The organism is Micromonospora sp. NPDC048839, from assembly GCF_040649915.1.
Classification (GTDB): Bacteria; Actinomycetota; Actinomycetes; order Mycobacteriales; family Micromonosporaceae; genus Micromonospora.
The window spans coordinates 51,050-76,104 of record NZ_JBEZGL010000003.1; the positions used below are offsets into that span (position 1 = coordinate 51,050).

At 68.2% G+C, this 25,055-nt stretch carries 20 protein-coding genes and 3 tRNA genes; all 23 read right to left on the minus strand.

Annotation, left to right across the window (positions count from 1 at the left end; translation table 11 throughout):
• Positions 1 to 213: 213 nt before the first annotated feature.
• The 23 genes from tuf to AB0C25_RS06345 all read right to left on the minus strand — a co-directional run bounded on the left by tuf (position 214) and on the right by AB0C25_RS06345 (position 24,508).
• Positions 214 to 1,407 carry an elongation factor Tu gene (gene tuf, locus AB0C25_RS06235; protein WP_357253575.1) on the minus strand — a complete coding sequence of 398 codons (1,194 nt, stop codon included), beginning with the start codon at positions 1,405 to 1,407 and terminating at the stop codon, positions 214 to 216.
• A 212-nt stretch (positions 1,408 to 1,619) separates the two neighbouring features.
• On the minus strand, positions 1,620 to 3,716 hold the full coding sequence (fusA, locus tag AB0C25_RS06240; RefSeq protein ID WP_357370197.1) for an elongation factor G: 2,097 nt from the start codon (positions 3,714 to 3,716) through the stop codon (positions 1,620 to 1,622).
• 74 nt (positions 3,717 to 3,790) lie between these two features.
• Positions 3,791 to 4,261 carry a 30S ribosomal protein S7 gene (gene rpsG, locus AB0C25_RS06245; protein WP_030489583.1) on the minus strand — a complete coding sequence of 157 codons (471 nt, stop codon included), beginning with the start codon at positions 4,259 to 4,261 and terminating at the stop codon, positions 3,791 to 3,793.
• Position 4,262: 1 nt separating this feature from the next.
• Positions 4,263 to 4,637, minus strand: a complete 375-nt coding sequence (gene rpsL / locus AB0C25_RS06250; RefSeq protein WP_007465318.1) for a 30S ribosomal protein S12 — start codon at positions 4,635 to 4,637, stop codon at positions 4,263 to 4,265.
• 496 nt (positions 4,638 to 5,133) lie between these two features.
• Entirely contained in the window at positions 5,134 to 5,505 is a 372-nt protein-coding gene (locus AB0C25_RS06255) for a hypothetical protein (protein ID WP_357371040.1), read from the minus strand.
• Between the two features lie 636 nt (positions 5,506 to 6,141).
• Entirely contained in the window at positions 6,142 to 6,510 is a 369-nt protein-coding gene (locus AB0C25_RS06260) for a hypothetical protein (protein WP_357253579.1), read from the minus strand.
• Positions 6,511 to 6,604: 94 nt separating this feature from the next.
• Complete coding sequence (locus tag AB0C25_RS06265; protein ID WP_357253581.1) at positions 6,605 to 10,492, minus strand: DNA-directed RNA polymerase subunit beta'; 3,888 nt, start codon at positions 10,490 to 10,492, stop codon at positions 6,605 to 6,607.
• Between the two features lie 80 nt (positions 10,493 to 10,572).
• The gene (locus AB0C25_RS06270; RefSeq protein ID WP_357370199.1) at positions 10,573 to 14,004 is read right to left on the minus strand and encodes a DNA-directed RNA polymerase subunit beta; all 3,432 of its coding nucleotides are present in this window, start codon (positions 14,002 to 14,004) and stop codon (positions 10,573 to 10,575) included.
• 570 nt (positions 14,005 to 14,574) lie between these two features.
• Positions 14,575 to 14,958, minus strand: a complete 384-nt coding sequence (gene rplL / locus AB0C25_RS06275) for a 50S ribosomal protein L7/L12 (protein ID WP_357370201.1) — start codon at positions 14,956 to 14,958, stop codon at positions 14,575 to 14,577.
• A 54-nt stretch (positions 14,959 to 15,012) separates the two neighbouring features.
• Positions 15,013 to 15,558, minus strand: coding sequence for a 50S ribosomal protein L10 (rplJ, locus tag AB0C25_RS06280; RefSeq protein ID WP_357370203.1), 546 nt, complete (start codon positions 15,556 to 15,558; stop codon positions 15,013 to 15,015).
• Between the two features lie 342 nt (positions 15,559 to 15,900).
• Positions 15,901 to 16,590, minus strand: a complete 690-nt coding sequence (locus AB0C25_RS06285) for a hypothetical protein (protein WP_357370205.1) — start codon at positions 16,588 to 16,590, stop codon at positions 15,901 to 15,903.
• Positions 16,587 to 17,450: an ATP-binding cassette domain-containing protein gene (locus AB0C25_RS06290; RefSeq protein WP_357370207.1), complete on the minus strand. Its 864-nt coding sequence runs from the start codon at positions 17,448 to 17,450 to the stop codon at positions 16,587 to 16,589. The genes AB0C25_RS06285 and AB0C25_RS06290 overlap by 4 nt, the downstream gene beginning before the upstream one ends.
• An 88-nt stretch (positions 17,451 to 17,538) precedes the next feature.
• A complete protein-coding gene (gene rplA, locus AB0C25_RS06295) occupies positions 17,539 to 18,255 on the minus strand; it encodes a 50S ribosomal protein L1 (RefSeq protein ID WP_357370209.1) in 717 nt (238 codons plus the stop codon).
• A 78-nt stretch (positions 18,256 to 18,333) separates the two neighbouring features.
• Positions 18,334 to 18,765, minus strand: coding sequence for a 50S ribosomal protein L11 (gene rplK / locus AB0C25_RS06300; protein ID WP_088950247.1), 432 nt, complete (start codon positions 18,763 to 18,765; stop codon positions 18,334 to 18,336).
• A gap of 187 nt (positions 18,766 to 18,952) precedes the next feature.
• Entirely contained in the window at positions 18,953 to 19,675 is a 723-nt protein-coding gene (gene nusG / locus AB0C25_RS06305) for a transcription termination/antitermination protein NusG (protein WP_357370211.1), read from the minus strand.
• A gap of 39 nt (positions 19,676 to 19,714) precedes the next feature.
• Positions 19,715 to 20,107, minus strand: a complete 393-nt coding sequence (secE, locus tag AB0C25_RS06310; RefSeq protein ID WP_357370213.1) for a preprotein translocase subunit SecE — start codon at positions 20,105 to 20,107, stop codon at positions 19,715 to 19,717.
• A 213-nt stretch (positions 20,108 to 20,320) separates the two neighbouring features.
• Positions 20,321 to 20,393: transfer RNA gene (locus tag AB0C25_RS06315), tRNA-Trp, on the minus strand.
• A gap of 129 nt (positions 20,394 to 20,522) precedes the next feature.
• The gene (locus AB0C25_RS06320) at positions 20,523 to 20,915 is read right to left on the minus strand and encodes a MaoC family dehydratase (protein ID WP_357370215.1); all 393 of its coding nucleotides are present in this window, start codon (positions 20,913 to 20,915) and stop codon (positions 20,523 to 20,525) included.
• Position 20,916: 1 nt separating this feature from the next.
• The gene (locus AB0C25_RS06325) at positions 20,917 to 21,363 is read right to left on the minus strand and encodes a MaoC family dehydratase N-terminal domain-containing protein (RefSeq protein ID WP_357370217.1); all 447 of its coding nucleotides are present in this window, start codon (positions 21,361 to 21,363) and stop codon (positions 20,917 to 20,919) included.
• A gap of 124 nt (positions 21,364 to 21,487) precedes the next feature.
• Positions 21,488 to 21,655 (minus strand): 50S ribosomal protein L33, encoded by a 168-nt coding sequence (gene rpmG / locus AB0C25_RS06330; protein ID WP_007073056.1) that lies wholly within the window; start codon positions 21,653 to 21,655, stop codon positions 21,488 to 21,490.
• Positions 21,656 to 21,788: 133 nt separating this feature from the next.
• Positions 21,789 to 21,861 (minus strand) — tRNA-Met (locus AB0C25_RS06335).
• A 24-nt stretch (positions 21,862 to 21,885) separates the two neighbouring features.
• A tRNA-Thr gene (locus AB0C25_RS06340) sits at positions 21,886 to 21,958 on the minus strand.
• A gap of 93 nt (positions 21,959 to 22,051) precedes the next feature.
• On the minus strand, positions 22,052 to 24,508 hold the full coding sequence (locus tag AB0C25_RS06345; protein ID WP_357370219.1) for a bifunctional diguanylate cyclase/phosphodiesterase: 2,457 nt from the start codon (positions 24,506 to 24,508) through the stop codon (positions 22,052 to 22,054).
• Between the last annotated feature and the right edge of the window lie 547 nt (positions 24,509 to 25,055).

Genomic DNA, 25,055 nt, shown 5'->3' on the forward strand with positions numbered 1-25,055 from the left:
GCTGACCGCGCGGTGGGTCAAGGCGCCGATCGCATTACCGCGACCTGAACGCCGTGCGAGGGTGGTTGGCGACTGGGCCGCCAACCACCCTACGCTCGACTGACTCGCCACCCGGAGGTTCAGCGAAAGCCGAACACAGGCGACGAACTGTCGTTACGCAACCTGACTAGTATGCCGCACGACTGGCGGCGGGTCTAATCGGGGTTACCTAGTTCACTTGATGATCTTGGTGACGAACCCGGCGCCGACGGTACGGCCACCCTCGCGGATCGCGAACTTGAGGTTCTCCTCCATGGCGATGGGCTGGATCAGCTTCACCGACATGGACGTGTTGTCGCCCGGCATGACCATCTCGGTGCCCTCGGGAAGGGTGACGACACCGGTGACGTCCGTGGTCCGGAAGTAGAACTGCGGACGGTAGTTCTGGAAGAACGGGGTGTGGCGGCCGCCCTCCTCCTTGGAGAGGATGTAGACCGTCGCCTCGAACTCCGTGTGCGGGGTGTTCGAGCCCGGCTTCACGACGACCATGCCGCGCTCGACCTCGTCGCGCTTGGTACCACGCAGCAGCAGGCCGACGTTCTCGCCTGCGCGAGCGTCGTCCAGGGTCTTCCGGAACATCTCGATCGCGGTGACCTTGGTCTTGAAGCTCTTCTCCTTGATACCGACGAGCTCAACATCCTCGTTCGGCAGGAGAACGCCGCGCTCCACGCGACCGGTGACGACGGTGCCACGACCGGTGATCGTGAAGACGTCCTCAACCGGCATCAGGAACGGCATGTCGACCTCGCGCTCCGGCTGCGGGATCGAGGTGTCGACCGCGGTCATCAGGTCCAGCAGCTTGCCGGTCCACTCGGGGTCACCCTCGAGGGCCTTCAGCGCCGAAACCCGAACGACCGGCAGGTCGTCACCCGGGTACTCCTGTGAGGAGAGCAGCTCACGAACCTCGAGCTCGACGAGCTCCAGGAGCTCCTCGTCATCGACCATGTCGCTCTTGTTGAGCGCCACGACGATGTACGGCACGCCAACCTGACGGGCCAGCAGCACGTGCTCGCGGGTCTGCGGCATCGGGCCGTCGGTCGCCGCGACCACCAGGATCGCGCCGTCCATCTGCGCGGCACCGGTGATCATGTTCTTGATGTAGTCCGCGTGGCCGGGGCAGTCGACGTGCGCGTAGTGCCGCGCCTCGGTCTGGTACTCGACGTGCGCGATCGAGATCGTGATGCCGCGGGCCTTCTCCTCCGGCGCCTTGTCGATCTCGTCGAACGGCGTGTAGGGGTTCAGGTCCGGGAACTGGTCGTGCAGGACCTTGGTGATGGCCGCCGTCAGCGTCGTCTTACCGTGGTCGATGTGACCAATGGTGCCGATGTTGACGTGCGGCTTAGTCCGCTCGAACTTAGCCTTCGCCACTGGTGTCCTCCTGTGGACTTCTTGGTTCGTACGCCCGGCGCGCCGGTCGGCGCTTAGGACTCTGTCGACAGCCTTTCCGACCTGACGGTCGGAGAGCCTTTGTGGGTTCTGCGGCGATGAAGCCTACAGGCCCGGTCTCACGCGATCCGATCGTGGTGGCCGCAGGCGGGCGAACCTACCCGCGACCAACCACGAATCACCTGCTCAGGGCGTTACTCGCCCGTTGCCTTGGCGATGATCTCCCTCGCGACGCTCTGCGGAACCTCGGCGTAGGAGTCGAACTGCATGCTGTAGCTAGCCCGGCCCTGGGTCTTCGACCGCAGGTCGCCGACGTAGCCGAACATCTCCGACAACGGCACCAGAGCCTTGACGATGCGGGCGCCGCTGCGCTCCTCCATCGCCTGGATGATGCCGCGGCGGGAGTTGAGGTCACCGATGACGTCACCCATGTTCTCCTCAGGAGTGGTGACTTCAACGGCCATCATCGGCTCGAGCAACGCGGGATCGGCCTTGCGGGCCGCGTCCTTCATCACCATCGAGCCGGCGATCTTGAATGCCATTTCCGACGAGTCGACCTCGTGGTACTGGCCGTCCAGCAGGGTCAGCTTCACGCCGACCAGCGGGAAGCCCGCCAGGATGCCGTACTGCAGCGCGTCCTGCGCACCGGCGTCCACCGACGGGATGAACTCCCGGGGGATCCGGCCGCCGCTGACGGCGTTGGCGAACTCGTAGGTCGGCGAGTCGTTGTCCAGCGGCAGCGGCTCGACGCTCACGATCACGCGGGCGTACTGGCCGGAACCACCGGTCTGCTTCTTGTGGGTGTACTCGACCTTGTCCACCTTGCGGCGGATGGTCTCGCGGTACGCCACCTGCGGCTTGCCGACGTTGGCCTCGACGTTGAACTCGCGGCGCATCCGGTCGACCAGGATGTCCAGGTGCAGCTCACCCATGCCGGAGATGACCGTCTGACCGGTCTCCTCGTCCAGCTGGACGCGGAAGGTCGGGTCCTCCTCGGCCAGGCGCTGGATGGCGGTGCCCAGCTTCTCCTGGTCGGACTTGGTCTTCGGCTCGATCGCCACCGAGATGACCGGCTCCGGGAAGGTCATCGACTCCAGGATCACCGGGTTCGCCGGGTCGGAGAGAGTGTCGCCGGTGGTGGTCTGCTTGAGACCCTGCACGGCGATGATGTCGCCGGCCTGCGCCGACGGACGCTCTTCCCGCTTGTTGGCGTGCATCTGGTAGATCTTGCCGATGCGCTCCTTGCGGTCCTTGGTGGAGTTGACCACCTGGGAACCGGAATCGAGCGTGCCGGAGTAGACCCGCACGTAGGTGAGCTTACCGAGGTGCTTGTCCGTCTGGATCTTGAACGCCAGGCCGGAGAAGGGCTCCGAGTTGGACGGCTTCCGCAGCAACGGGGTCTCGCCGTCGGTGGCCGTACCCTCGATCGCCGGAACGTCGAGCGGCGACGGCAGGAAGTCGACAACGGCGTCGAGCATGGGCTGAACGCCCTTGTTCTTGAACGCCGAGCCGCAGAGCACCGGGTTGGCCTTGCCGGCGATGGTGGCACGCCGAATGGCGGACTTGATCTCCTCGACGGAGACCTCCTCGCCTTCCAGGTACTTCTCCATCACCGAGTCGTCGACGTCGGCCAGGGTCTCCATCAGCTTCTCGCGCCACTCGGCAGCGGAGTCGGCCAGATCGGCCGGGATCTCCTCGACCGCGTAGTCCTCACCCTTCTGGGTCTCCCCACGCCAGGTGAGCGCGCGCATGCCGATCAGGTCGACGACACCGATGTGGTCACCCTCGAGCCCGATCGGGATCTGGAGCACCAGCGGGGTGGCGTTCAACCGGTCGATCATCATCTGCACGCAGCGGAAGAAGTCGGCGCCGGTCCGGTCGAGCTTGTTGACGAAGCACATCCGCGGGACGTTGTACTTGTCGGCCTGCCGCCAGACGTTCTCCGTCTGCGGTTCCACGCCGGCGACACCGTCGTAGACCGCGACGGCACCATCCAGGACCCGCAACGACCGCTCGACCTCGACCGTGAAGTCGACGTGGCCGGGCGTGTCGATGATCTGGATCGTGTGGTCTTTCCACTCACACTTGGTAGCAGCGGAGGTGATGGTGATACCACGCTCCTGCTCCTGCTCCATCCAGTCCATGACGGCAGCGCCCTCGTGGACCTCACCGATCTTGTACGTGATGCCGGTGTAGAACAGGATCCGCTCGGTGGTCGTGGTCTTACCGGCATCGATGTGCGCCATGATGCCGATGTTGCGTACCTTGGCGAGCGCGTCTGCGGCGGCCACTTCAATCCCTACTTATCGTCGTCTCGACACAACTGGTGGCGGTTCCGGCGCCCGGAGGCGCCGGAACCAGGGTGTTACCAGCGGTAGTGCGCGAAGGCCTTGTTCGACTCGGCCATCTTGTGCGTGTCCTCGCGCCGCTTGACGGCGGCACCGAGGCCGTTGCTCGCGTCCAGCAGCTCGTTCATCAGCCGCTCGACCATGGTCTTCTCACGCCGCGCGCGAGAGTAGGTGACCAGCCAGCGCAGGCCCAGAGTGGTCGCCCGGGTCGGGCGGACCTCGACCGGCACCTGGTAGGTGGCGCCACCGACACGACGGCTACGCACCTCGAGGGTCGGCTTGACGTTGTCCATCGCCCGCTTGAGGGTGACGACCGGGTCGGTGCCGGACTTCTCGCGGCAGCCCTCGAGGGCCGCGTACACGATGGTCTCGGCGAGCTGCCGCTTGCCGCGCAGCAGGATCTTGTTCACCAGCTGGGTGACCAGCGGCGAGTTGTACACCGGGTCAGCGACCAGTGGCCGCCGCGGAGCGGGTCCCTTACGCGGCATGTCAGCTCTTCTCCTTCTTCGCGCCGTAACGGCTGCGCGCCTGCTTGCGGTTGCGGACACCCTGGGTGTCCAGCGAACCGCGAACGATCTTGTAACGCACGCCGGGGAGGTCCTTCACCCGGCCACCACGCACGAGCACGATCGAGTGCTCCTGGAGGTTGTGACCGACGCCCGGGATGTAGGCCGTCACCTCGATCTGGCTGCTGAGCTTCACGCGAGCGACCTTGCGCAGCGCCGAGTTCGGCTTCTTCGGGGTGGTGGTGTACACGCGGGTGCACACGCCGCGCCGCTGAGGGGAACCCTTCAGCGCCGGGGTCTTGGTCTTGGTCGTCTTCGCCTGGCGGCCCTTTCGGACCAGCTGCTGGATCGTGGGCACCGGGTTTCTCCGCTCCCTTCGGCCGCATTCGCGGCCGCGCCGTCTGCTCGTTAGCCGGCCTGCTGACCGGCTCTCCTACATTCCGACCTGGGCCACCTGACGGAGGCCCCGGCACCCGCGGTCGGGCGTGTCGCCTCTCCGCGGTCCCGTTGCGGACGCTTGCGCGTGCGATCGGGTTTGTGTCACCGGCGCGCGGGTCGCCCCGCCCCGGATCCTTGGCTTGTCGTGCCGCCGTCCGGGATCCGGAAACAGCGCACGCACGAGTTGCCCGGGCATGCCCGGGCACAAGGGGAAAGAGTACCTACCACAACCGCCCAGGTCAAAACGGAAGGGTCCGGCGACTGTCGTACACCCGCCGGCCGAATCTCGTCCTGCCCCGTCGCCCGCGATGGGCACCTACAGACACAAGTGTACCGGCTCCCCCGCGGGACCACCCGTCGGCCCCGGGCCGGGCAGCGGCAAGCGGGCAGATACGGGTCGAGCGCCGGGACCAGCCTCAGGTCAGGGTGAGCAGCAGCGCAAGGCCGAGACCCAGGAGGCTGAGCAGTGCCCCCGCTGCGCCACAACTGATTCCGGCCACCGCAAGCCCTCGCCCGGTGAACCGGACCGCAGGGGGCGCGGCCGGACGACGGATCTGCCGCCGGCCGAGCAGACCGATGACGACTGCTCCCACGCCGGCCAGCGACCCGAGGACGGCGAACGCTCCGGAGGCCCAGGCCCCGCCATCGTTCGCGAAGGCCACTCCGAAGCAGATCACCAGCAACGACACCAGGATCGACGCGATGCCGGCCACCAGGGATCCGATGGCCAACCCCGACGTGACCGGGGCCACCTCCAGATGTACGACCCCGAACGGGGTGCCCGGCACCGCCTCCACCCGTTTCGGCGGCAGATGCTGGGCGTCGGTGGGTGGCGGAACCGGATGACCCGGCATCCCGGGCCAACCGGGTGCGGGACCGGACGACGGCGGACCCCAGCCCGCCGGGACACCAGGCCCGGACGACGGACCCCAACCCGGCCCAGACTGCGGCGGACCCCAACCCGCCGGCACACCAGGCGGTGGACCCCAACCCGCCGGCACACCAGGCGGTGGACCCCAACCCGCCGGCACACCAGGCTGCGGTGGACCCCACCCGTAGGGCACGGCAGCCCCGGACTGCGGCGGACCCCAACCCGGCGGTGCCGGGGTGGGCACCCCGGAGACCGGGTACGGCTGGCCGGCGTCGGGCGGACCGGTCGTACCCCAGCCGGGCTGCGGCGCGGCGGAGGTCGGCGGCGCCCAACCCGGCGTGGGCGCGGGTGGCTGCGGCTCGCTGCTCGGGGCCGGTTGGGTGGCCTCAGACGGCGTCAGCTCGGACGACGCCGGCTGGCCGGCCGGCTCGTCGGCAGGGGGCCGCGCCGGATCCGTCACGAGGTCCTCCTGTCGAAAGGCCGCCACCGCCGCGCGGCGGACACCGGCCAGGCTACCGCCGGGGGTACCGGCGCCAACTCCGGGCGCGGCGGCTCAGTCCATGTTCGCCGGGTAGTCGTGACCGAACGGCGCACCGGCCAACCGCACCACGCCGATCACCACCACGGCCACCACGCTGACGGCGACCAGCACCAGGCCGGTCCAGGCCATCCGCTCCCCCCGCCGCAGCCAACTGCCGCCGGTCAGGAAACCCCCCGAGGAGTACGCCTCACGGCGCGCCTGCCGCGCCAGTTGCAGTGCCACGGTCGCCGGCACCACCCCGCCGATGAACAACCCGGTCAGCAGGCCGAGCAGCCCGAGCGCGAAGACCGCCCGAGCCTTCGTGGCGCGGGCCGGATCCGGGTCCAACGGGTGGCGCAGGCCCTGCTGCGCGACGGACACCTGCCCGGGTGCGGTCGTCATCCCCCCATCATGCCGAACTCGGCCCAGGGGTGGGTGGGCACGGACACGACGAGGCCCCCGGCTTTCACCGGGGGCCTCGTCGTGTGACTGGTGCTTAGCGGTACGACCCGAAGTCGAAGTCGTCCAGCGGCACGGCCTGCCCGCTGGCCGGACCGAAGCCGTAGTCGGTCTCCGGGTACCCGGTCATCGAGTAGACCTTGGCCTTGGCCTCCTCGGTCGGCTCGACCCGGACGTTGCGGTACTTGCTGATGCCCGTACCGGCCGGGATGAGCTTTCCGATGATCACGTTCTCCTTGAGGCCGACCAGCGAGTCGCTGCGCGAGTTGATCGCAGCGTCGGTCAGCACCCGGGTGGTCTCCTGGAAGGAGGCCGCCGAGAGCCAGGAGTCGGTGGCCAGCGAGGCCTTGGTGATACCCATCAGCACCGGACGACCGGCGGCGGGCTCGCCGCCCTCCGAGACGAGCCGGCGGTTCTCCGACTCGAACAGCGCCCGGTCGACGAGCACACCCGGCAGGAACTCGGTCGAGCCGGAGTCGATGACCGTCACCCGCTTGAGCATCTGGCGGATGATGATCTCGATGTGCTTGTCGTGGATGAGCACACCCTGCGAGCGGTAGACCTCCTGGACCTCACTGGTCAGGTGGACCTGGACCGCCCGCGGACCCATGATCCGCAGAAGCTCGTGCGGGTCGATGGTGCCCTCGGTCAGCTTCTCGCCGACCGCGACGTGACCGCCGTCGTGGGTACGGAGCTTGACCCGCTTCGAGATCTTGTCGTAGACGATCTCTTCGCTGCCGTCGTCCGGCACCACGATGATCTTCCGCGAGCGCTCGCCGTCCTCGATCCGGATCCGACCCGGGGTGTCGGCGATGGGCGCCTTACCCTTCGGGACCCGAGCCTCGAAGATCTCCTGCACACGCGGCAGACCCTGGGTGATGTCCTCACCAGCGACACCACCGGTGTGGAAGGTACGCATCGTCAGCTGCGTACCGGGCTCACCGATGGACTGGGCGGCGATGATGCCGACCGCCTCGCCGATGTCGACCGACTTGCCGGTCGGCAGCGACCGGCCGTAGCAGGCCGCGCAGACGCCCAGCTTCGACTCACAGGTGAGCACGCTGCGCACCCGGACCGTCTCCACGCCGGCGGCGACGATCTTGTCGACCCCGATGGAGTTGATGTCCTGACCGCGCTCGGCCACCACGGTGCCGTCCGGCCCCTTGATGTCGTCGGCCAGGGTCCGGGCGTGCACGCTGGTCTCGGCGTGGGTGTGGACGACGAGCTTGCCGTCGAGCTTCTCGCCGATCTGCATCGGGATCGCCCGGTCGGTGCCGCAGTCCTCCTCGCGGATGATGACGTCCTGCGAGACGTCCACCAGACGACGGGTCAGGTAACCCGAGTCGGCGGTCCGCAGCGCGGTGTCGGCGAGACCCTTACGGGCACCGTGCGTGGAGATGAAGTACTCCAGCACGGACAGACCCTCCCGGTAGCTGGCCTTGATCGGCCGCGGGATGATCTCGCCCTTCGGGTTGGCCACCAGACCGCGGATCGCGGCGATCTGCCGGAGCTGGAGCAGGTTACCGCGAGCACCCGAGTTGATCATCTTCCACAGTGGGTTCTCCTGCGGCAGCGCGGTGTCCATCTCCTTGGCGACCTCGTTGGTCGCCTTGGTCCAGATCGTGATGAGCTCGCCGCGACGCTCCTCGGCGGTCATCAGACCACGCTGGTACTGCTTGTCGATCTGGTCGGCTTCCTTCTCGTACTTCGCCAGGATCTCCGCCTTGCGCGGCGGAGCGATGACGTCCTCCATGCCGATCGTCACGCCGGACCAGGTGGCCCAGTGGAAACCGGCCTCCTTGAGCCCGTCCAGGGTGGCGGCCAGCGCCACCTTGGGGAAGCGCTCGGCGAGGTCGTTGACGATCGCGGAGAGCTGACCCTTGCGGATCTCGTAGTTCACGAAGCGGTAGCCCTGCGGCAGCGTCTCGTTGAACAGCACCCGACCCAGGGTGGTCTCCACGGTCAGCGGGTCACCCTCGACCCAGCCCTCCGGAGCGGTCCACGCCTCGGCGCCGGCACCGTTGTCGACACCGACCACACCACGCAGGCGGATCTTCACAGGCGCCTGCAGGTGCAGCTCACCGTTGTCGAAGGCCATCCGCGTCTCGGCGTCCGAGCTGAACGCCCGGCCCTCGCCCTTCTCACCGGCGGTGAGGTGGGTGAGGTGGTACAGGCCGATGACCATGTCCTGCGTGGGCATGGTGACCGGCTTGCCGTCGGCCGGCTTGAGGATGTTGTTCGACGACAGCATCAGGATCCGCGCCTCGGCCTGAGCCTCGGCGGACAGCGGCACGTGCACCGCCATCTGGTCACCGTCGAAGTCGGCGTTGAACGCGGTGCAGACCAGCGGGTGGATCTGGATCGCCTTGCCCTCGACCAGCTGCGGCTCGAAGGCCTGGATGCCCAGGCGGTGCAGGGTCGGCGCGCGGTTCAGCAGCACCGGGTGCTCGCCGATGACCTCTTCCAGCACATCCCACACGACCGGGCGCTGACGCTCGACCATCCGCTTGGCGGACTTGATGTTCTGTGCGTGGTTGAGGTCGACCAGCCGCTTCATCACGAACGGCTTGAACAGCTCCAGCGCCATCTGCTTGGGCAGACCACACTGGTGCAGCTTGAGCTTCGGGCCGACCACGATGACCGAACGGCCGGAGTAGTCGACGCGCTTGCCCAGCAGGTTCTGGCGGAACCGGCCCTGCTTGCCCTTGAGCATGTCGGACAGCGACTTGAGCGGGCGGTTACCCGGACCGGTGACCGGCCGACCGCGACGGCCGTTGTCGAACAGCGCGTCGACGGCCTCCTGGAGCATCCGCTTCTCGTTGTTGACGATGATCTCGGGCGCGCCGAGGTCGATCAGTCGCTTGAGGCGGTTGTTCCGGTTGATCACGCGGCGGTACAGGTCGTTCAGGTCCGAGGTCGCGAACCGACCACCGTCGAGCTGCACCATCGGGCGCAGGTCCGGCGGGATGACCGGGACGCAGTCCAGCACCATGCCGAGCGGCGAGTTGCGGGTGTTCAGGAACGCCGCGACGACCTTGAGTCGCTTGAGCGCCCGGATCTTCCGCTGACCCTTGCCGGACCGGATGGTCTCCCGCAGGCTCTCGGCCTCGGCGTCGAGGTCCATGTTCTGGACCAGCGCCTTGATGGCCTCCGCGCCCATGGAACCGGTGAAGTACTCACCGAACCGGTCGCGCAGCTCGCGGTAGAGCAGCTCGTCGGTGACCAGCTGCTTCGGCTCCAGCTTGCGGAAGGTGTCCAGCACCTCGTCCAGGCGGTCGATCTCGCGCTGGGCCCGGTCGCGGATCTGGCGCATCTCGCGCTCTCCGCCCTCCTTGACCTTGCGCCGGACGTCCGCCTTGGCACCCTCGGCCTCCAGCTCGGCCAGGTCGGCCTCGAGCTTGGCGGCCCGCTTCTCGATCTCCGAGTCGCGGCTGTTCTCGGACTGCCGCTTCTCGGCCAGGATCTCGTTCTCGATCGTCGAGAGGTCACGGTGACGCGACTCCGCGTCCACGCTCGTCACGACGTACGAGGCGAAGTAGATGATCTTTTCGAGGTCCTTGGGGGCGAGGTCCAGCAGGTAGCCCAGCCGGCTCGGCACGCCCTTGAAGTACCAGATGTGGGTCACCGGAGCGGCGAGCTCGATGTGCCCCATCCGCTCACGACGGACCTTGGAGCGAGTCACCTCGACGCCGCAGCGCTCACAGATGATGCCCTTGAACCGGACGCGCTTGTACTTACCGCAGTAGCACTCCCAGTCCCGCTGCGGACCGAAGATCTTCTCGCAGAAGAGCCCGTCCTTTTCCGGCTTCAGGGTGCGGTAGTTGATCGTCTCAGGCTTCTTGACCTCGCCATGCGACCACTGACGGATGTCGTCGGCGGTGGCGAGACCAATGCGCAGCTCGTCGAAGAAGTTGACGTCGAGCACTATGTCCCCTATGTCGTCGTCTGTACTGCTAATTCTCGGGTGGGGTCGGGAGCCGGCGAGCCGGCCCCCGACCACTCACCTCAGACCTCTTCGACCGAGCTCGGCTCGCGCCGGGACAGGTCGATGCCCAGCTCCTCAGCGGCCCGGAACACCTCGTCGTCGGTCTCGCGCATTTCCAGGGCCACACCGTCGCTGGACAGCACCTCGACGTTGAGGCACAGCGACTGCAGCTCCTTGAGCAGCACCTTGAACGACTCCGGGATGCCCGGCTCCGGGATGTTCTCGCCCTTGACGATGGCCTCGTAGACCTTCACCCGGCCGAGCACGTCGTCGGACTTGATCGTGAGCAGCTCCTGCAGGGCGTACGCGGCGCCGTACGCCTGCATCGCCCAGCACTCCATCTCACCGAAACGCTGACCACCGAACTGCGCCTTACCACCCAGCGGCTGCTGCGTGATCATCGAGTACGGACCGGTCGAACGAGCGTGGATCTTGTCGTCGACCAGGTGGTTGAGCTTCAGGATGTAGACGTAGCCGACCGCGATCGGGTCCGGCAGCGGCTCGCCGGAACGACCGTCGAACAGCTGCGCCTTGCCGGTGCGGCCGATCAGCTGCTTGCCGTCCCGGTTGGGCAGGGTCGACTCGAGCAGACCGGAGATCTCCTCCTCGCGGGCACCGTCGAAGACCGGGGTGGCCACATTGGTGTCCCCCTCGGACTCGTGCGCGTCGATCGAGCGGAGCTGACGCTTCCAGTCGGTGTCGTCGCCCTCGACCTTCCAACCGGTCTTGGCGACCCAACCGAGGTGGGTCTCCAGCACCTGGCCGATGTTCATCCGGCTCGGCACACCGAGCGGGTTGAGCACGATGTCGACCGGGGTGCCGTCCTCCAGGAACGGCATGTCCTCGATCGGCAGGATCTTCGAGATGACACCCTTGTTGCCGTGCCGGCCGGCGAGCTTGTCGCCGTCCTGGATCTTGCGCTTCTGGGCGACGTAGACCCGGACCAGCTCGTTGACACCCGGCGGCAGCTCGTCGCCGTCCTCGCGGGAGAACGTGCGCACACCGATGACCGTGCCGGTCTCGCCGTGCGGCACCTTCAGCGAGGTGTCCCGAACCTCACGCGCCTTCTCACCGAAGATCGCGCGGAGCAGGCGCTCCTCCGGGGTCAGCTCGGTCTCACCCTTGGGCGTGACCTTGCCGACCAGGATGTCGCCGGGAACGACCTCGGCACCGATCCGGATGATGCCGCGCTCGTCGAGGTCGGCGAGCATTTCCTCGCTGACGTTCGGGATGTCGCGGGTGATCTCCTCCGGGCCGAGCTTGGTGTCCCGAGCGTCGACCTCGTGCTCCTCGATGTGGATCGAGGTGAGCACGTCCTGCTGCACGAGGCGCTGCGACAGGATGATCGCGTCCTCGTAGTTGTGACCCTCCCAGCACATGAACGCCACCAGCAGGTTGCGTCCGAGTGCCATCTCGCCCTCGTCGGTGCACGGACCGTCGGCGATGACCTGACCGGCCTCGACGCGGTCGCCCTCGAAGACCACCGGCTTCTGGTTGACGCAGGAGCCGGCGTTGGAGCGGCGGAACTTGTGCAGCAGGTACGTCCGGCGGTGGCCGTCATCCTGGTGGATGGTGACGTAGTCGGCGCAGAGATCCTCGATCACGCCGCCGACCTCGGCGACAACCACGTCGCCAGCGTCGACCGCGGCCCGGTACTCCATGCCCGTACCCACGAGCGGCGCCTCGGCCTTGACCAGCGGCACCGCCTGGCGCTGCATGTTCGCGCCCATCAGTGCCCGGTTGGCGTCGTCGTGCTCGAGGAACGGGATCATGGCGGTCGCGACCGAGGTCATCTGCCGGGGCGAGACGTCCATGTAGTCGACGGCACCGGGGATGACGTCCTCGGTCTCGCCGCCCTTACGACGGCAGAGCACCCGGTCCTCGGCGAACGTGCCGTCAGCCTTCAGGCGCGCGTTGGCCTGGGCCTTGACGAACCGGTCCTCCTCGTCCGCGGTCAGGTAGTCGATCTGGTCGGTGACCCGACCCTCGACGACCTTCCGGTACGGCGTCTCGATGAAGCCGAACGGGTTGACCCGGGCGAAGGTGGACAGCGCGCCGATCAGACCGATGTTCGGGCCTTCCGGCGTCTCGATCGGGCACATCCGGCCGTAGTGGGACGGGTGCACGTCGCGGACCTCGAAGCCGGCCCGCTCCCGGGACAGACCACCCGGGCCGAGCGCGCTCAGCCGGCGCCGGTGGGTCAGACCCGCCAGCGGGTTGGTCTGGTCCATGAACTGGGACAGCTGAGACGTCCCGAAGAACTCCTTGATCGCCGCCACCACCGGGCGGATGTTGATCAGGGTCTGCGGGGTGATCGCCTCGACGTCCTGCGTGGTCATCCGCTCGCGGACGACCCGCTCCATCCGGGACAGGCCGACCCGAACCTGGTTCTGGATCAGCTCACCCACGGTACGCAGGCGCCGGTTGCCGAAGTGGTCGATGTCGTCGGCCTCGTAGCCGTCCTCACCGGCGTGCAGCCGGCAGAGGTATTCCACGGTGGCGACGATGTCGTCCTCGGTCAGCGTGCCGGTGGTGATCGGCACGGCGACTTCGAGCTTCTTGTTGAACTTGTAGCGCCCGACCTTGGCGACGTCGTACCTCTTCGGGTTGAAGAAGAGGTTGTCGAGCAGGGTCTGGGCGTTCTCGCGCGTCGGCGGCTCGCCAGGGCGCAGCTTGCGGTAGATGTCGAGCAGGGCCTCGTCCTGGCCGGCGATGTGGTCCTTCTCGAGCGTGGTCATCAGCAGCTCGGACCAGCCGAACCGCTCACGGATCCGCTCGGCCGACCAGCCGATGGCCTTGAGCAGGACCGTGACGGCCTGCCGACGCTTGCGGTCGATGCGTACGCCGACCGTGTCGCGCTTGTCGATGTCAAACTCCAGCCAGGCACCCCGACTCGGGATGACCTTGACGCTGGAGAGGTCGCGGTCGGAGGTCTTGTCCGGCTGCTTGTCGAAGTACACGCCCGGGGACCGGACGAGCTGGCTGACCACGACGCGCTCGGTGCCGTTGATGACGAAGGTGCCCTTGGGCGTCATCATCGGGAAGTCACCCATGAACACCGTCTGGCTCTTGATCTCGCCAGTGGTGTTGTTGGTGAACTCCGCGGTCACGAAGAGCGGAGCGCAGTAGGTCAGGTCCTTCTCCTTGCACTCCTCGATCGAGGCCTTGACCTCGTCGAAGCGCGGCGCCGAGAAGGAGAGCGACATGGTGCCGGAGAAGTCCTCAATGGGACTGATCTCTTCAAGGATCTCCGCGAGACCCGAGCGTGCGTGCGGGTCGTCCGCCGACCGGCCCTGCCAAGCCTCGTTGCCCACGAGCCAGTCGAAGGACTCGTTTTGGATGGCAAGGAGGTTGGGGACCTCGAGGTGTTCGGTGATCCTGCCGAATGAAACTCGGCGGGGAGCGAATGCGCTCGACGTACGACTGGTCTTCGCAGGGCGGGAAGCTGCCAAGATGCGTCCTTCCGAGGACCGGTGCTGCAGAACGGCTGGTACGCGTGCACTCCAATGACCCCACCAGAAATATCCGTAAACGGACATTTCCGAGCAGGGGTCAAGTCGGAAGGCAGCGCAAACTAGCAGTGTAGCCGAGAGGCTAACCGCTGTCCAGCCCACCCCGCAGGTCGTTTGCGGAACGTGCCTCGGCCCCCGTGAACCGGGGTCTGCCGGGCCGCTCGGAACGCAACGTCCCCACTGGGCCGCTCAGGTCGACGCGGCCGATGGTGCCGCCGCTGTCATACCCACGTCGTGGCCGTCGCAAGCGCGGTGTCTTGCTGGTGCCAGCGTGCCTGGCAGCCCGGGGCCGCGTCAAGGGCCGGTATCCGGGTCGGCTCTTCTTTCCCACCGGAGGGCGACCCGCCAGGCGCGTCCGGATCGACAGGTGTGGCCATCGGTGCCCAGCTCAGGGGCAGGTCGGCTCCGGAACCACAAACACGGCGGGCGGCGATCCGTGTCGGATCACCGCCCGCCGCGATGCGATCGTGTCCCGGCTCACGAGCCAGGTACGCGCAGGTGAAGCTCAGGTCACTTGAGGGTGACCTTGGCGCCTTCACCCTCGAGCTTGGCCTTCGCCTTCTCGGCGGTCTCCTTGTTGACCTTCTCCAGGATGGCCTTCGGCGCGGACTCGACCGCGTCCTTGGCCTCCTTGAGGCCCAGGCCGGTCAGCTCACGCACGACCTTGATGACCTGGATCTTCTTGCCGCCGTCAGCCTCGAGGATGACGTCGAACTCGTCCTGCTCCTCGGCGGCCTCGGCGGCGGCCGGGGCGGCGCCCGGGCCAGCCATCGCGACCGGAGCCGCGGCGGTGACCTCGAAGGTCGTCTCGAACTGCTTCACGAACTCAGAGAGCTCGATCAGCGTCATCTCCTTGAACGCGTCGAGCAGCTCGTCGGTGCTGAGCTTCGCCATATCTGGCGTCCTTTCCTGATTCTGTTAAGTAAGAACTGGTGCGCCGTGGAGGCCTCAGGCCGCCTCGGCGCCCTCCTTCTCGCGCTTGTCCTGCAGTGCGGCCGCCAGACGTGCGGTCTTCGACAGCGGGGCCTGGAACAGGGCCGCGGCCTTGCTCAGGTTGCCCTTCATCGCGCCGGCCAGCTTGGCCAGCAGCACCTCGCGGGACTCCAGGTCGGCGAGCTTCGTGACCTCGGCCGCGGAAATGGCCTTGCCCTCGAAGACACCGCCCTTGATGACGAGCTTCGGGTTGGCCTTCGCGAAGTCGCGAAGCCCCTTCGCCGCCTCGACGACGTCGCCCGAAACGAAAGTCAGCGCGGTAGGACCGGTGAACAGCTCGTCGAGGCCGGTAATGCCCGCGTCCGTCGCTGCGCGCTTCGCCAGCGTGTTCTTCGCGACCGTGTAGCTGGTCTCGGCGCCGAGCGTGCGCCGAAGCTGGGTGAGCTGGGAAACCGTCAGACCGCGGTACTCGGTCAGCACGGTGGCGCCTGCGCTGCGGAAACTCTCGGTCAGCTCAGCGACGGCCGTGGCCTTGTCGGCCCGGATTGGCTTGTCCGCCATGTCCCTCCTCTCTCGTTACTCGAGGCTGGTCCCTGTCCCAGCCGAAGCCGGAACGGGGGCGGAGGCAGCACGACAACGAAAAAGCCCCGGCGCAGGGCGCACGGGGCGAGGGCCGGCGGATCAACACAGTCGGCGGACCATGTCTCACTGCCGAGTTACGCTTGCCGCCCTACGCGGGTCGCCCGTTGTCGCGGGACCTTCGACCGTGCCGTGGCACGGTGACCAGCGGTCTTTGGGTGGTTCCGTCATCCATGAGAGCACGGATGACGGTTGAAGACTACGCGCCCCGGCCACCAGCACCAAATCGCACCTGGTGAGCCACGTCACCGACGCCGGCGCCGCTCAGCCGTGGACCCGCCGCCGCCACAGGTAGCCGCCGACGACCGCGGCGCTCCAGGCCAGCGCCCACCCGGTCAACCCCAGCAGGGTGAGCGCGGCCGCGTCGCCTCCGGTGGTGCGGGCGGCGGCCATGATCGGCGGTGCCAACCAGGGCGCCACCGAATCGCTCAGACCGAGCACCACCGCGCCGACACCGCCGAGGGTCAGCACCGCGACGCCGTACGCGGCACCGCCCACCGACGCGCGGCTGGCCAACGCACCAAGGGCAACCGCGGCGGGTACGGCGAGCAGGTGCGCCCACAGCCCCAGCGCGAGCCCGACCGGGATCGACCGGTCCCCCGGCTCCACCGGGCCGGTGACCCCGCCGACCAGCCACGGAAAGAGCAGCGCGACGGCCACCGTTGGCAGCGCCGCCACCCCCGCGGCGAGGAGCCCGGCAAGCCGCTCGCGGGCCGCCCCGACGGTCACCTGGGCCAGCCGGCGTTGCACGTCCGGCTCGACGTCGAGCAGGATCTTGGTCTGCCAGGCGAGCACCGGGAAGAGCACCACGGCCGAGACGCCGTACGCCTCCGCTGGCTGGGCTCGGCCGCCGCCGTAGAGCGTGCCGAGCACGATCAGGCCGGCGAGCAGCGGAGCCAACGCCCGACCGGTCCGCAGGAGGCCGGCCAGCCGCATCCGTACCAGGGCGTTCACCGGGCCTCCTCCGCTGCCTGCTCGACGGTGTGGACGCCCTCGGCGGCCGTGGGCTGTTCGGCCGCCCGCGCCCCGTCCGGGCGGGTCGGGCCGGTCGATGCGGGACGAGCCTGCGGTGCGGGGGTGGAGGCGTCGGCGCGTACCCGAAGAATGTGGTGGCCCTCGGCGCGCAACCGGGCGACGGTGCCGGCGACCCGCGCGGTCGGCACCGCGACCTCGACCACCGAGAACGTCTCGTCCGCCGACGACGTCTCCTCGGTCATTGTCCCGTCGGCCACCGACCAGCGGCGCGCGGTCGGCAGCCGGACCGTCTCGCCGCGGTGGTCGCTGACCAGCACGGCACCATCGGCAGCGAGCACTTCGGCGATCAGCTCGGGCACCAGCTCGCGGGTGGTGGCGTCCAGCCCCTCCCACGGCTCGTCGAGCACCAGCAGGCCCGGTGGACGCAGCATCGCCTGGGCGAGGCCCACCTTCTGCGCGGTGCCCTTGGACAGCTCCGGCAGCCGGACCGAGCGGAAGGCGGACAACCCGAGCCGGTCGGTCCAGGAGGCCACCGCCTCGTCGGCCGCCGCCGCGCCCAGCCCCGCCGCGCGGGCCATCCCGGTCAGGTAGCGGGTCACGGTGAACGGCTGGTCGGCGGGGAAACGCTCCGGCACCCAGCCCACCCGTGCCGGACGGTCGGTGACCCGCCCCCGGTCGGGCCGGAGCACCCCCGCGGCCACCTGGAGCAGTGTCGACTTGCCCGCCCCGTTGCGACCCAGAACGACAGCCACCTCGCCCGGACCGATCCGCACGTCCACGTCGTGCAGCACCCACGGCCCACGCCTGTGGTACCGCAACCAGACGTTCTCCAGCCGCATAGGGATAGAGGGTGCCACACCGTAGGGCCTGGACGCGTCGGGGCGCCGCCACTGTCGTGGCGGCGCCCCGGTGGAGCGATCTGTCGGCTCAGGCGTCGGCGGGGTCCCCGGTGAGGTTCTTGACCAGGTTGGGGTCGACCGGAACACCCGGACCCATCGTGGAGGTCACGATGACCTTGCGGAGGTACTTGCCCTTGGCCGCGGACGGCTTGGCACGCAGCACCTCGTCGAGCACCGCAGCGTAGTTCTCCACCAGCTGGCTCTCCGTGAAGGAGGCCTTACCGATGATCAGGTGCAGGTTGGAGTGCTTGTCCACCCGGAAGGTGATCTTGCCGCCCTTGATGTCCTGCACCGCCTTGGTGACGTCCATGGTCACCGTGCCGGTCTTCGGGTTCGGCATGAGACCGCGCGGGCCCAGGATCCGCGCGATCCGGCCGATCTTGGCCATCTGGTCCGGCGTGGCGATCGCCGCGTCGAAGTCGAGCCAACCACCCTGGATCCGGGCGACCAACTCGTCGGTGCCCACCTCGTCCGCACCCGCGGCAGCGGCCTCTTCGGCCTTCGCGCCGCTGGCGAACACGATCACGCGGGCGGTCTTACCGGTGCCGTGCGGCAGGTTGACCACGCCGCGGACCATCTGGTCCGCCTTGCGGGGGTCGACGCCGAGGCGCATGGCGACCTCGACCGTGGCGTCGAACTTGACGTTCGTGGTCTCCTTGGCCAGCTTCACGGCCTCGGCGGGGGTGTAGAGCTTCGACCGGTCGATGACATCGGCGGCCTTGCGGTAGCTCTTGCTGCGCTGCATTGCTGATTACTCCTGTGGTCTCTGGCGGGCCGCTCGGCGCGGGCCCTCCCACGGTCGGATCGACGGCCTGGGCCGACGTCAGTCGTTGACGGTGATGCCCATCGACCGGGCGGTGCCGGCGATGATCTTCTCGGCCTGGGCCAGGTCGTTGGCGTTGAGGTCGGCCATCTTCTTCTCGGCGATCTCACGCAGCTGGGCGCGGCTGACCGAGCCGACCTTCTCGGACTGCGGAACACCCGAACCCTTCTGCACACCGGCGGCCTTGATCAGCAGCCGGGCAGCGGGCGGGGTCTTCAGCACGAACGTGAAGGAACGGTCCTCGTACACGCTGATCTCGGCGGGAACGATGTCGCCCCGCTGGGACTCGGTCTGCGAGTTGTAGGACTTGCAGAACTCCATGATGTTCACGCCGTGCTGGCCCAGCGCGGGGCCGACCGGCGGCGCCGGCGTGGCCTGGCCCGCCGGCAACTGAAGCGTGAACGTCTTGACGAGCTTCTTCTTCGGAGGCATGTCACTTCCTGGGGCTTGGAGCTGGGAAAATGCGGCTGTCGCCGCCCTCGGAGCGCGCACGGTCAGCGCGGTGCGACAGCGGCGACATTCAAGAGTAGCGCAGGCCGCAGCCCACTCGTCCGCCGAGGTCGAGCGGGAGGGCGTACGCCGACGTCGGCGGCGGGTCGGACCCGCCGCCGACGACCAATCAGATCTTGGCGACCTGGTTGAAGTTGAGCTCCACCGGCGTCTCGCGACCGAAGATCGACACCAGCACCTTGAGCTTCTGCTGGTCGGCGTTGATCTCGCTGATCGTGGCCGGCAGCGACGCGAACGCGCCGTCGGTGACGGTGACGGAGTCGCCCACCTCGAAGTCGAGGACCTTGATCTCCGGCTTCGACTTCTTCTGCTCGGTCTCGACGGCCGGCGCCAGCCACTTCAGCACCTCGTCGAGCGAGAGCGGAGCCGGCCGGTCGGCCCGGTCGGTCGCGCCGACGAAGCCGGTCACGCCCGGGGTGTTCCGGACACACGAGTACGACTCGGCGGTCAACTCCATCCGGACCAGGATGTAGCCCGGGAAGACCTTGGCCTGGATCTGCGAACGCTTGCCGTTCTTGACCTCGACCTCTTCCCGGGTCGGCACCTCGACCTGGTAGATGAAGTCCTCCATGTCGAGGCTCGTGATCCGGGTCTCGAGGTTGGTCTTGACCTTGTTCTCGTACCCGGCGTACGAGTGCACGACGTACCAGTCACCCGGCGCGTAGCGCAGCTTCTGCCTCAACTCGGCGACGGGGTCGAAATCCTCGTCCGGCGCGGGCTCGGTCGTGGGAAACTCCGGCTCGCTGGCGGCCTCAATCGACTCGTCACCAGCCGCCGTCGCGACCGTGGACTGCTCGTCCACGGGTCCGGCGGTCTCGTCGTACTCAGGCACGCTCGCTCACTTCCATCACTATCGGCTGGAGGCAGCCGGTCAGTCCGAGTTGCCAAAGACAAACAACACGACCTTGGCGAAGCCGAAGTCCAGCACACCCACGATCGTCAGCATCACCGCGACGAACGCCACCACCACGGCGGTGTAGGTCAGCAACTCCTTGCGGGTCGGCCAGATGACCTTACGCAGTTCGGCTACCACCTCGCGGAAGAACCGGGCGATGCGGCCGAACACGCCCACCCGACCCGTTTCCGACCGCGTGGTCGGCCGGCTGTCCGCCGACTCCGCCCGGGCACGGGACCGCGTGGCGGTGCCTCCCCGGGAATCCGGCTCGTCCGCGCTGGAGGCGTCGTCGTCGGCAACCTCGTCGACGACATCGTCGTCCAGACGATCGTCGCCGGCGTCCTCGCCGCGCCGCTTGTTGTCGGCCACTTCGCCCTCCGTCGCGGAATCTGGGGTCGCACGCCGAGTGGCGTACGCGGCGCTGGTCACGCCGGCCGGACCCAACCGTCCCGCGACGGGCCGCGGCCGGTGGATCGTCCGGAGGGCCCGATTGCCTCGGAACCACCCCGCCGATTCCACCACCACGGGCCGGACGCCGCCAAGCTGGCGGCGCGACCCACGGGAACGGTCAGGCCTGAGGCGCAGGGGTGACAGGACTTGAACCTGCAGCCTGCGGTTTTGGAGACCGCTGCTCTGCCAATTGAGCTACACCCCTATGTGGCAACACTCGCCCCACGCGGCCACAGACGACCGAGCAGGGGTCACTTGCCCCACGGCGGACCAGTGTACGGGTACCCGCCCGACTTTCCCAACCGGTCTCTCCGCCACGCGTGGCGGGCTCGGTTCAGCGCGCCGTCCGGATGGTTGCCCGCGCCTGTGCGAGCACCTTCTCGCCCAGGCAGGTGGCGGTCACCTCAAGTCGGGTGAGACCGTCCTCGGTCACCTCACGGACCCGCGCGGTGACTTCGATCTCGGTCCCCTGGTCGTCGTCGGGGACCACCACCGGCCGGGTGAAACGCACGCCGTACTCGACCACCGCGTCCGGCGACCCGGCCCACTCGGTGACCGCCCGACCGACCAGCGCCATGGTGAACATGCCGTGGGCGATCACCCCGGGCAGACCCACCTTGGTGGCCACCCGGTCGCTCCAGTGGATCGGGTTGAAGTCGCCCGAGGCGCCGGCGTAGCGGACCAGGTCCGCACGGGTCACCTGAAACGTCTGTGCCGGCAACTCCATCTCACTCCTCCCCGCGAATGACATACCTGGCCCAGACCGCGACCACGGGATCCCCGCCGACGGTGCTCACGTCGGTGCGCGTGGTCAGGAAGCCGTGCCCACCCCTGGTGCTGACGTCCTCGATGGTGTTGACGCAGACCAGCTCGTCGCCGGCGACCACCGGCCGGGTGTACGCGAACCGCTGGTCGCCGTGCACCAGGCGGCTGTAGTCGACACCCAGGGCCGGGTCCTCGATGATCTGGCTGCTCGCGGCCATCGTCACGATCACCGGAAAGGTCGGCGGGGCCACCACGTCGGGGTGGCCCATCGCCCGCGCGGCCGCCGGGTCGTGGTGGGCCGGGTCGGTGGCGCCGATGGCGCTGGCGAACTCGCGGATCTTTTCTCGGCCCACCTGGTAGGGGGCGGTCGGCGGATAGGTCCGGCCGACGAAGGAAGGGTCCAGGGACATGCCGCGAACCTACACGGAAAGCCCAATCGCCGACCTGATCGGTAGGCGGCGGCGGAGCCGCGCCAAACCGGTCAGATCGGCGATTGGAAAGCTTCGACAGCGACCGGCTGAGGCCGGCCAGCAGTCAGCGGGTCTCGCGGTGGACCGTGTGCCGACCGTCGCGCGGGCAGAACTTCTTCAGCTCGATGCGGTCGGGGTCGTTGCGCCGGTTCTTGCGCGTGATGTAGTTGCGCTCCTTGCACTCCACACACGCCAAAGTGATCTTCGGCCGGACATCGGTAGCCTTCGCCACGGCGGAGTGCCTTCCTCGCTAACGGAAACAACTACGACGCGCCAGCCTAGACGCTGACAGCGCGGACATGCAAAGTGGGCGCCGGAAGCGCCCATTTCTTACGACCACCGGCAACGAGCCCGGAAGACGAGAGTAGCGGTGGCCGGACTTGAACCGGCGACACAGCGATTATGAGCCGCTTGCTCTACCATCTGAGCTACACCGCTGCGATGGGTCCAGCTGAACCCTCGAGCCCCCTTACGGAATCGAACCGTAGACCTTCTCCTTACCATGGAGACGCTCTGCCGACTGAGCTAAGGGGGCCTGCGCGAACTCCCCGTGGGGCGCGCAGAAGTAAGAGTACACGGCCCGGGTCGACAGGTGAAATCGGATCCCCGGTGATCGTCTTCGACCTGCTCAGGGCACCACGCGAAGGCGCGGCAGCTCCCCGCTGGAGATCGATTCCGGCTCGACCTGAGCGCCGAACCAGGCGGCCAGCCGCTCGTACGGCAGCGGCCGGCTGAACAGGAAGCCCTGCCCGATCTCACAGCCGATGTCCTGGAGAAGCTCCAGGGTCAGCTCACTCTCCACGCCCTCGGCGACCACCGCCAGGCCGAACTGCTGGGAGAGGGTCACCACGGCGTTGACGATGGCCAGGTCACCCGGGTCGGTTGCCATGCCCTGCACGAAGGAGCGGTCCACCTTCACCTCGTGCACCGGCAGCCGACGTAGGTGCGCCAAAGACGAGTCGCCCGTGCCGAAGTCGTCGACCGACAGCCGGACACCCAGGTCACGCAGCCGTTGAAGGGTCGGGATGGGCCGGTCGGTGCCGTCCAGCACCCCGGCCTCGGTGATCTCCAGGGTCAGCCGCTGCGCCGGCACCCCGTACTCGGTCAGCAACTCCTGGACCCGGTCCGGGAAATGCCGGTCGGTGAGCGTACGAGCGGCGATGTTGACCGCGATCGGCAGCGGCTGATCGGCCAGCGCCCAGTCCCGGCTGCGGCGCAGCCCCTCGCGGAGGACCACCTCGGTGAGCCTGCTCAACTGGCCGGTGTGCTCGGCCACCGCCACGAAGTCCTCGGGAGCGACTGTGCCGTGCGTCGGATCCTCCCAGCGGGCCAGGCACTCGACACCAACCAGGCGCCGATCCCGCAGCGTCACCTTGGGCTGGAAGTAGACCTCCAGCTCGTCCTGATCCAGTGCGCGGCGCAGATCGCCCGCCAGACCCAGCCGGCGCAACGATCGGGACTCCAGTGCGGGATTGAACAGTTGCACGCTGCCCGGCACCGACTTGGCCGCCGTGGCCGCGAGGTCGACCCGCAGCAGCAGGGTCGCCGCGTCGCTGCCGTGATCGGGGTGCACGGCCACCCCGACGGCGGTGTTCACGTCGAGGGTGAGCGCGTCGAAGACCATCTCGTCACGAATCTGGTCGCGTAGTTGAGCGGCCAGCTCGAGCGCCGCCTCCGCGCTCTCCAACCGCAGCGTCACCAGGAACTCGTCCCCACCCGCGCGGCCGACCAGGGCCGACGACGGTGCGCTGGCCCGCAACCGGCTGGCGACCTCGGCGAGGACCTTGTCCCCCGCCGCGTGCCCCAGGGACTCGTTGACCTGGCGCAGCCCGTCCACGTCGAAGAGCAGCAGTGCCACCACCTCGCCGGGGGCGGCGATCGTGAACGACTCCGCGAGCGCGCCGGTGATCCGCCGGCGGTTGGGCAGCCGGGTCAGCGCGTCGTGATACGCGTCGTGCCGGAGCCTGTCGACCAGCCGCGAATTCTCCAGGGCGACGGCGGCATGCGCCGCCACGGTCTCGAAGATGGGGATGTCAGCCGGAGCGAAGTGGCCCACGTCGCTGAGCCGGTTGGCCACCTCCAGCGTGCCGATCACCGCCTGCCCGGAACGCAGGGGCACCGCGATGACGTCCTTGACCTTGGAGTCGGCCAGCGCGGACCGCAGCGTCGGGTCACCGCCGAAGGCCCGACCGAGAGCGACCGTCCGACCCGACTCACGCGTCTTCTCCCGAATCACCGGCGGGGTCGGGGCGACGTCGAGCAGACCCCGGTCGTCGAGGCGTGCGGTCAGCAGGACCTCCGGGTGCCGGCCCTGCGCCGGAAGCCACAGCGTGGCGTACTCCGCCTGCATGAGAGAACGGACCCGGCCGAGCAGCGCGTCCGTCAGGTTTCCGTTCTGACCCGACTCGCTCATCGCCCGGGTCAGCTCGTACAGGTCGCCCAGGGTGCGGTGCTGCCGAATGAACTGTGAGTATGAGCGGTAGAGCAGGACGCCGGCCACCGCCAGGGCCAGCAGGAGCAGACTCGACCAAAGCGTCCTCGTCAGCACGATGAGGATGATCAGCCCGATCGCCACGTTCAGCACCGTGGTCAGCAGGACCTGAACGGCCGTGCGCGCCGTATCCCGGGTGCCCTGCCAGCCCTGCAGGAGCGTGATCACGCCGACCACCGAGACCACGCTGACGAGCGTATTGGCCGTGACAGCGGCGAAGAGCACGCCCCAGGTCGCAGGGCCTACTCGGTCCTGATGCGGCACGGTGGCCAGCACCAGGCCGGCCACCGAACTGCCGGCCGCCGCCCGGGCGACGTTGAACCAGAACTTCGGCGGGGCGTAGCCGCGCTGCATCTGGGTGAAGAGTTCGGCTGCCGTGGCGACGACGACCACGAGGAGCGGCGACAACCAGTACGCCACGAGCACCAGCGGGATGTCGACGAGCGTCACCACGACCGCCTGGCGGCGGGCGACCATGCTGAGCGTTGGTATCCCGGCAGCAACCATCACCACCAGCAGCGCCACAGCAATCGGCCAGTCCTCCAGGCGGCTCGGCACCGACAGGGCGATGACCAGACATCCCACCAACGCCATCCCGGCGAGTGGAGCCGTGATCAGCCAGGCATGTTCGGTCGTACGACGTCGGACAGCCTTAGGTGACACCGCACCGCCCTGTCATCGCTTACGTCATCGCCGCACCGGGGTCACCGGGAGACGACGGACTGCGCTCCACTCGGAACCGAAACGCTGTGGCCAGTGGGTGCGCCCCATTCGGCGGCGGTGGACTGGAAGTCGCCGACGAGTTGGGCACCTAGGACGCCAACGGCCAGCGCGGCGAGGGTAAGCGACGCCATACGCAGCCGGCCAAACTTTCGACCAGACATTGGGAACTCCTGTCAGCAGGGGGCTGTGCGGGGTGGAGATTCCACGATGGTGCCACAGCGACGTCCGCCAGGAAAGCTCCCCACCCGCGATCGGGCCAACCGACCCGCGAGCCGACCCGCTCGGCCGGGCGGGCACAACGTCCGGCCAGACCATCCGCTGATCAACCCCGGTGGGAATGCCCAAGAAACGACCTAGTAGAGAAAGCGCACCTACTAGACGTAACAGTTGAATTGAACTGTCGCCCCGCCATCCGTAC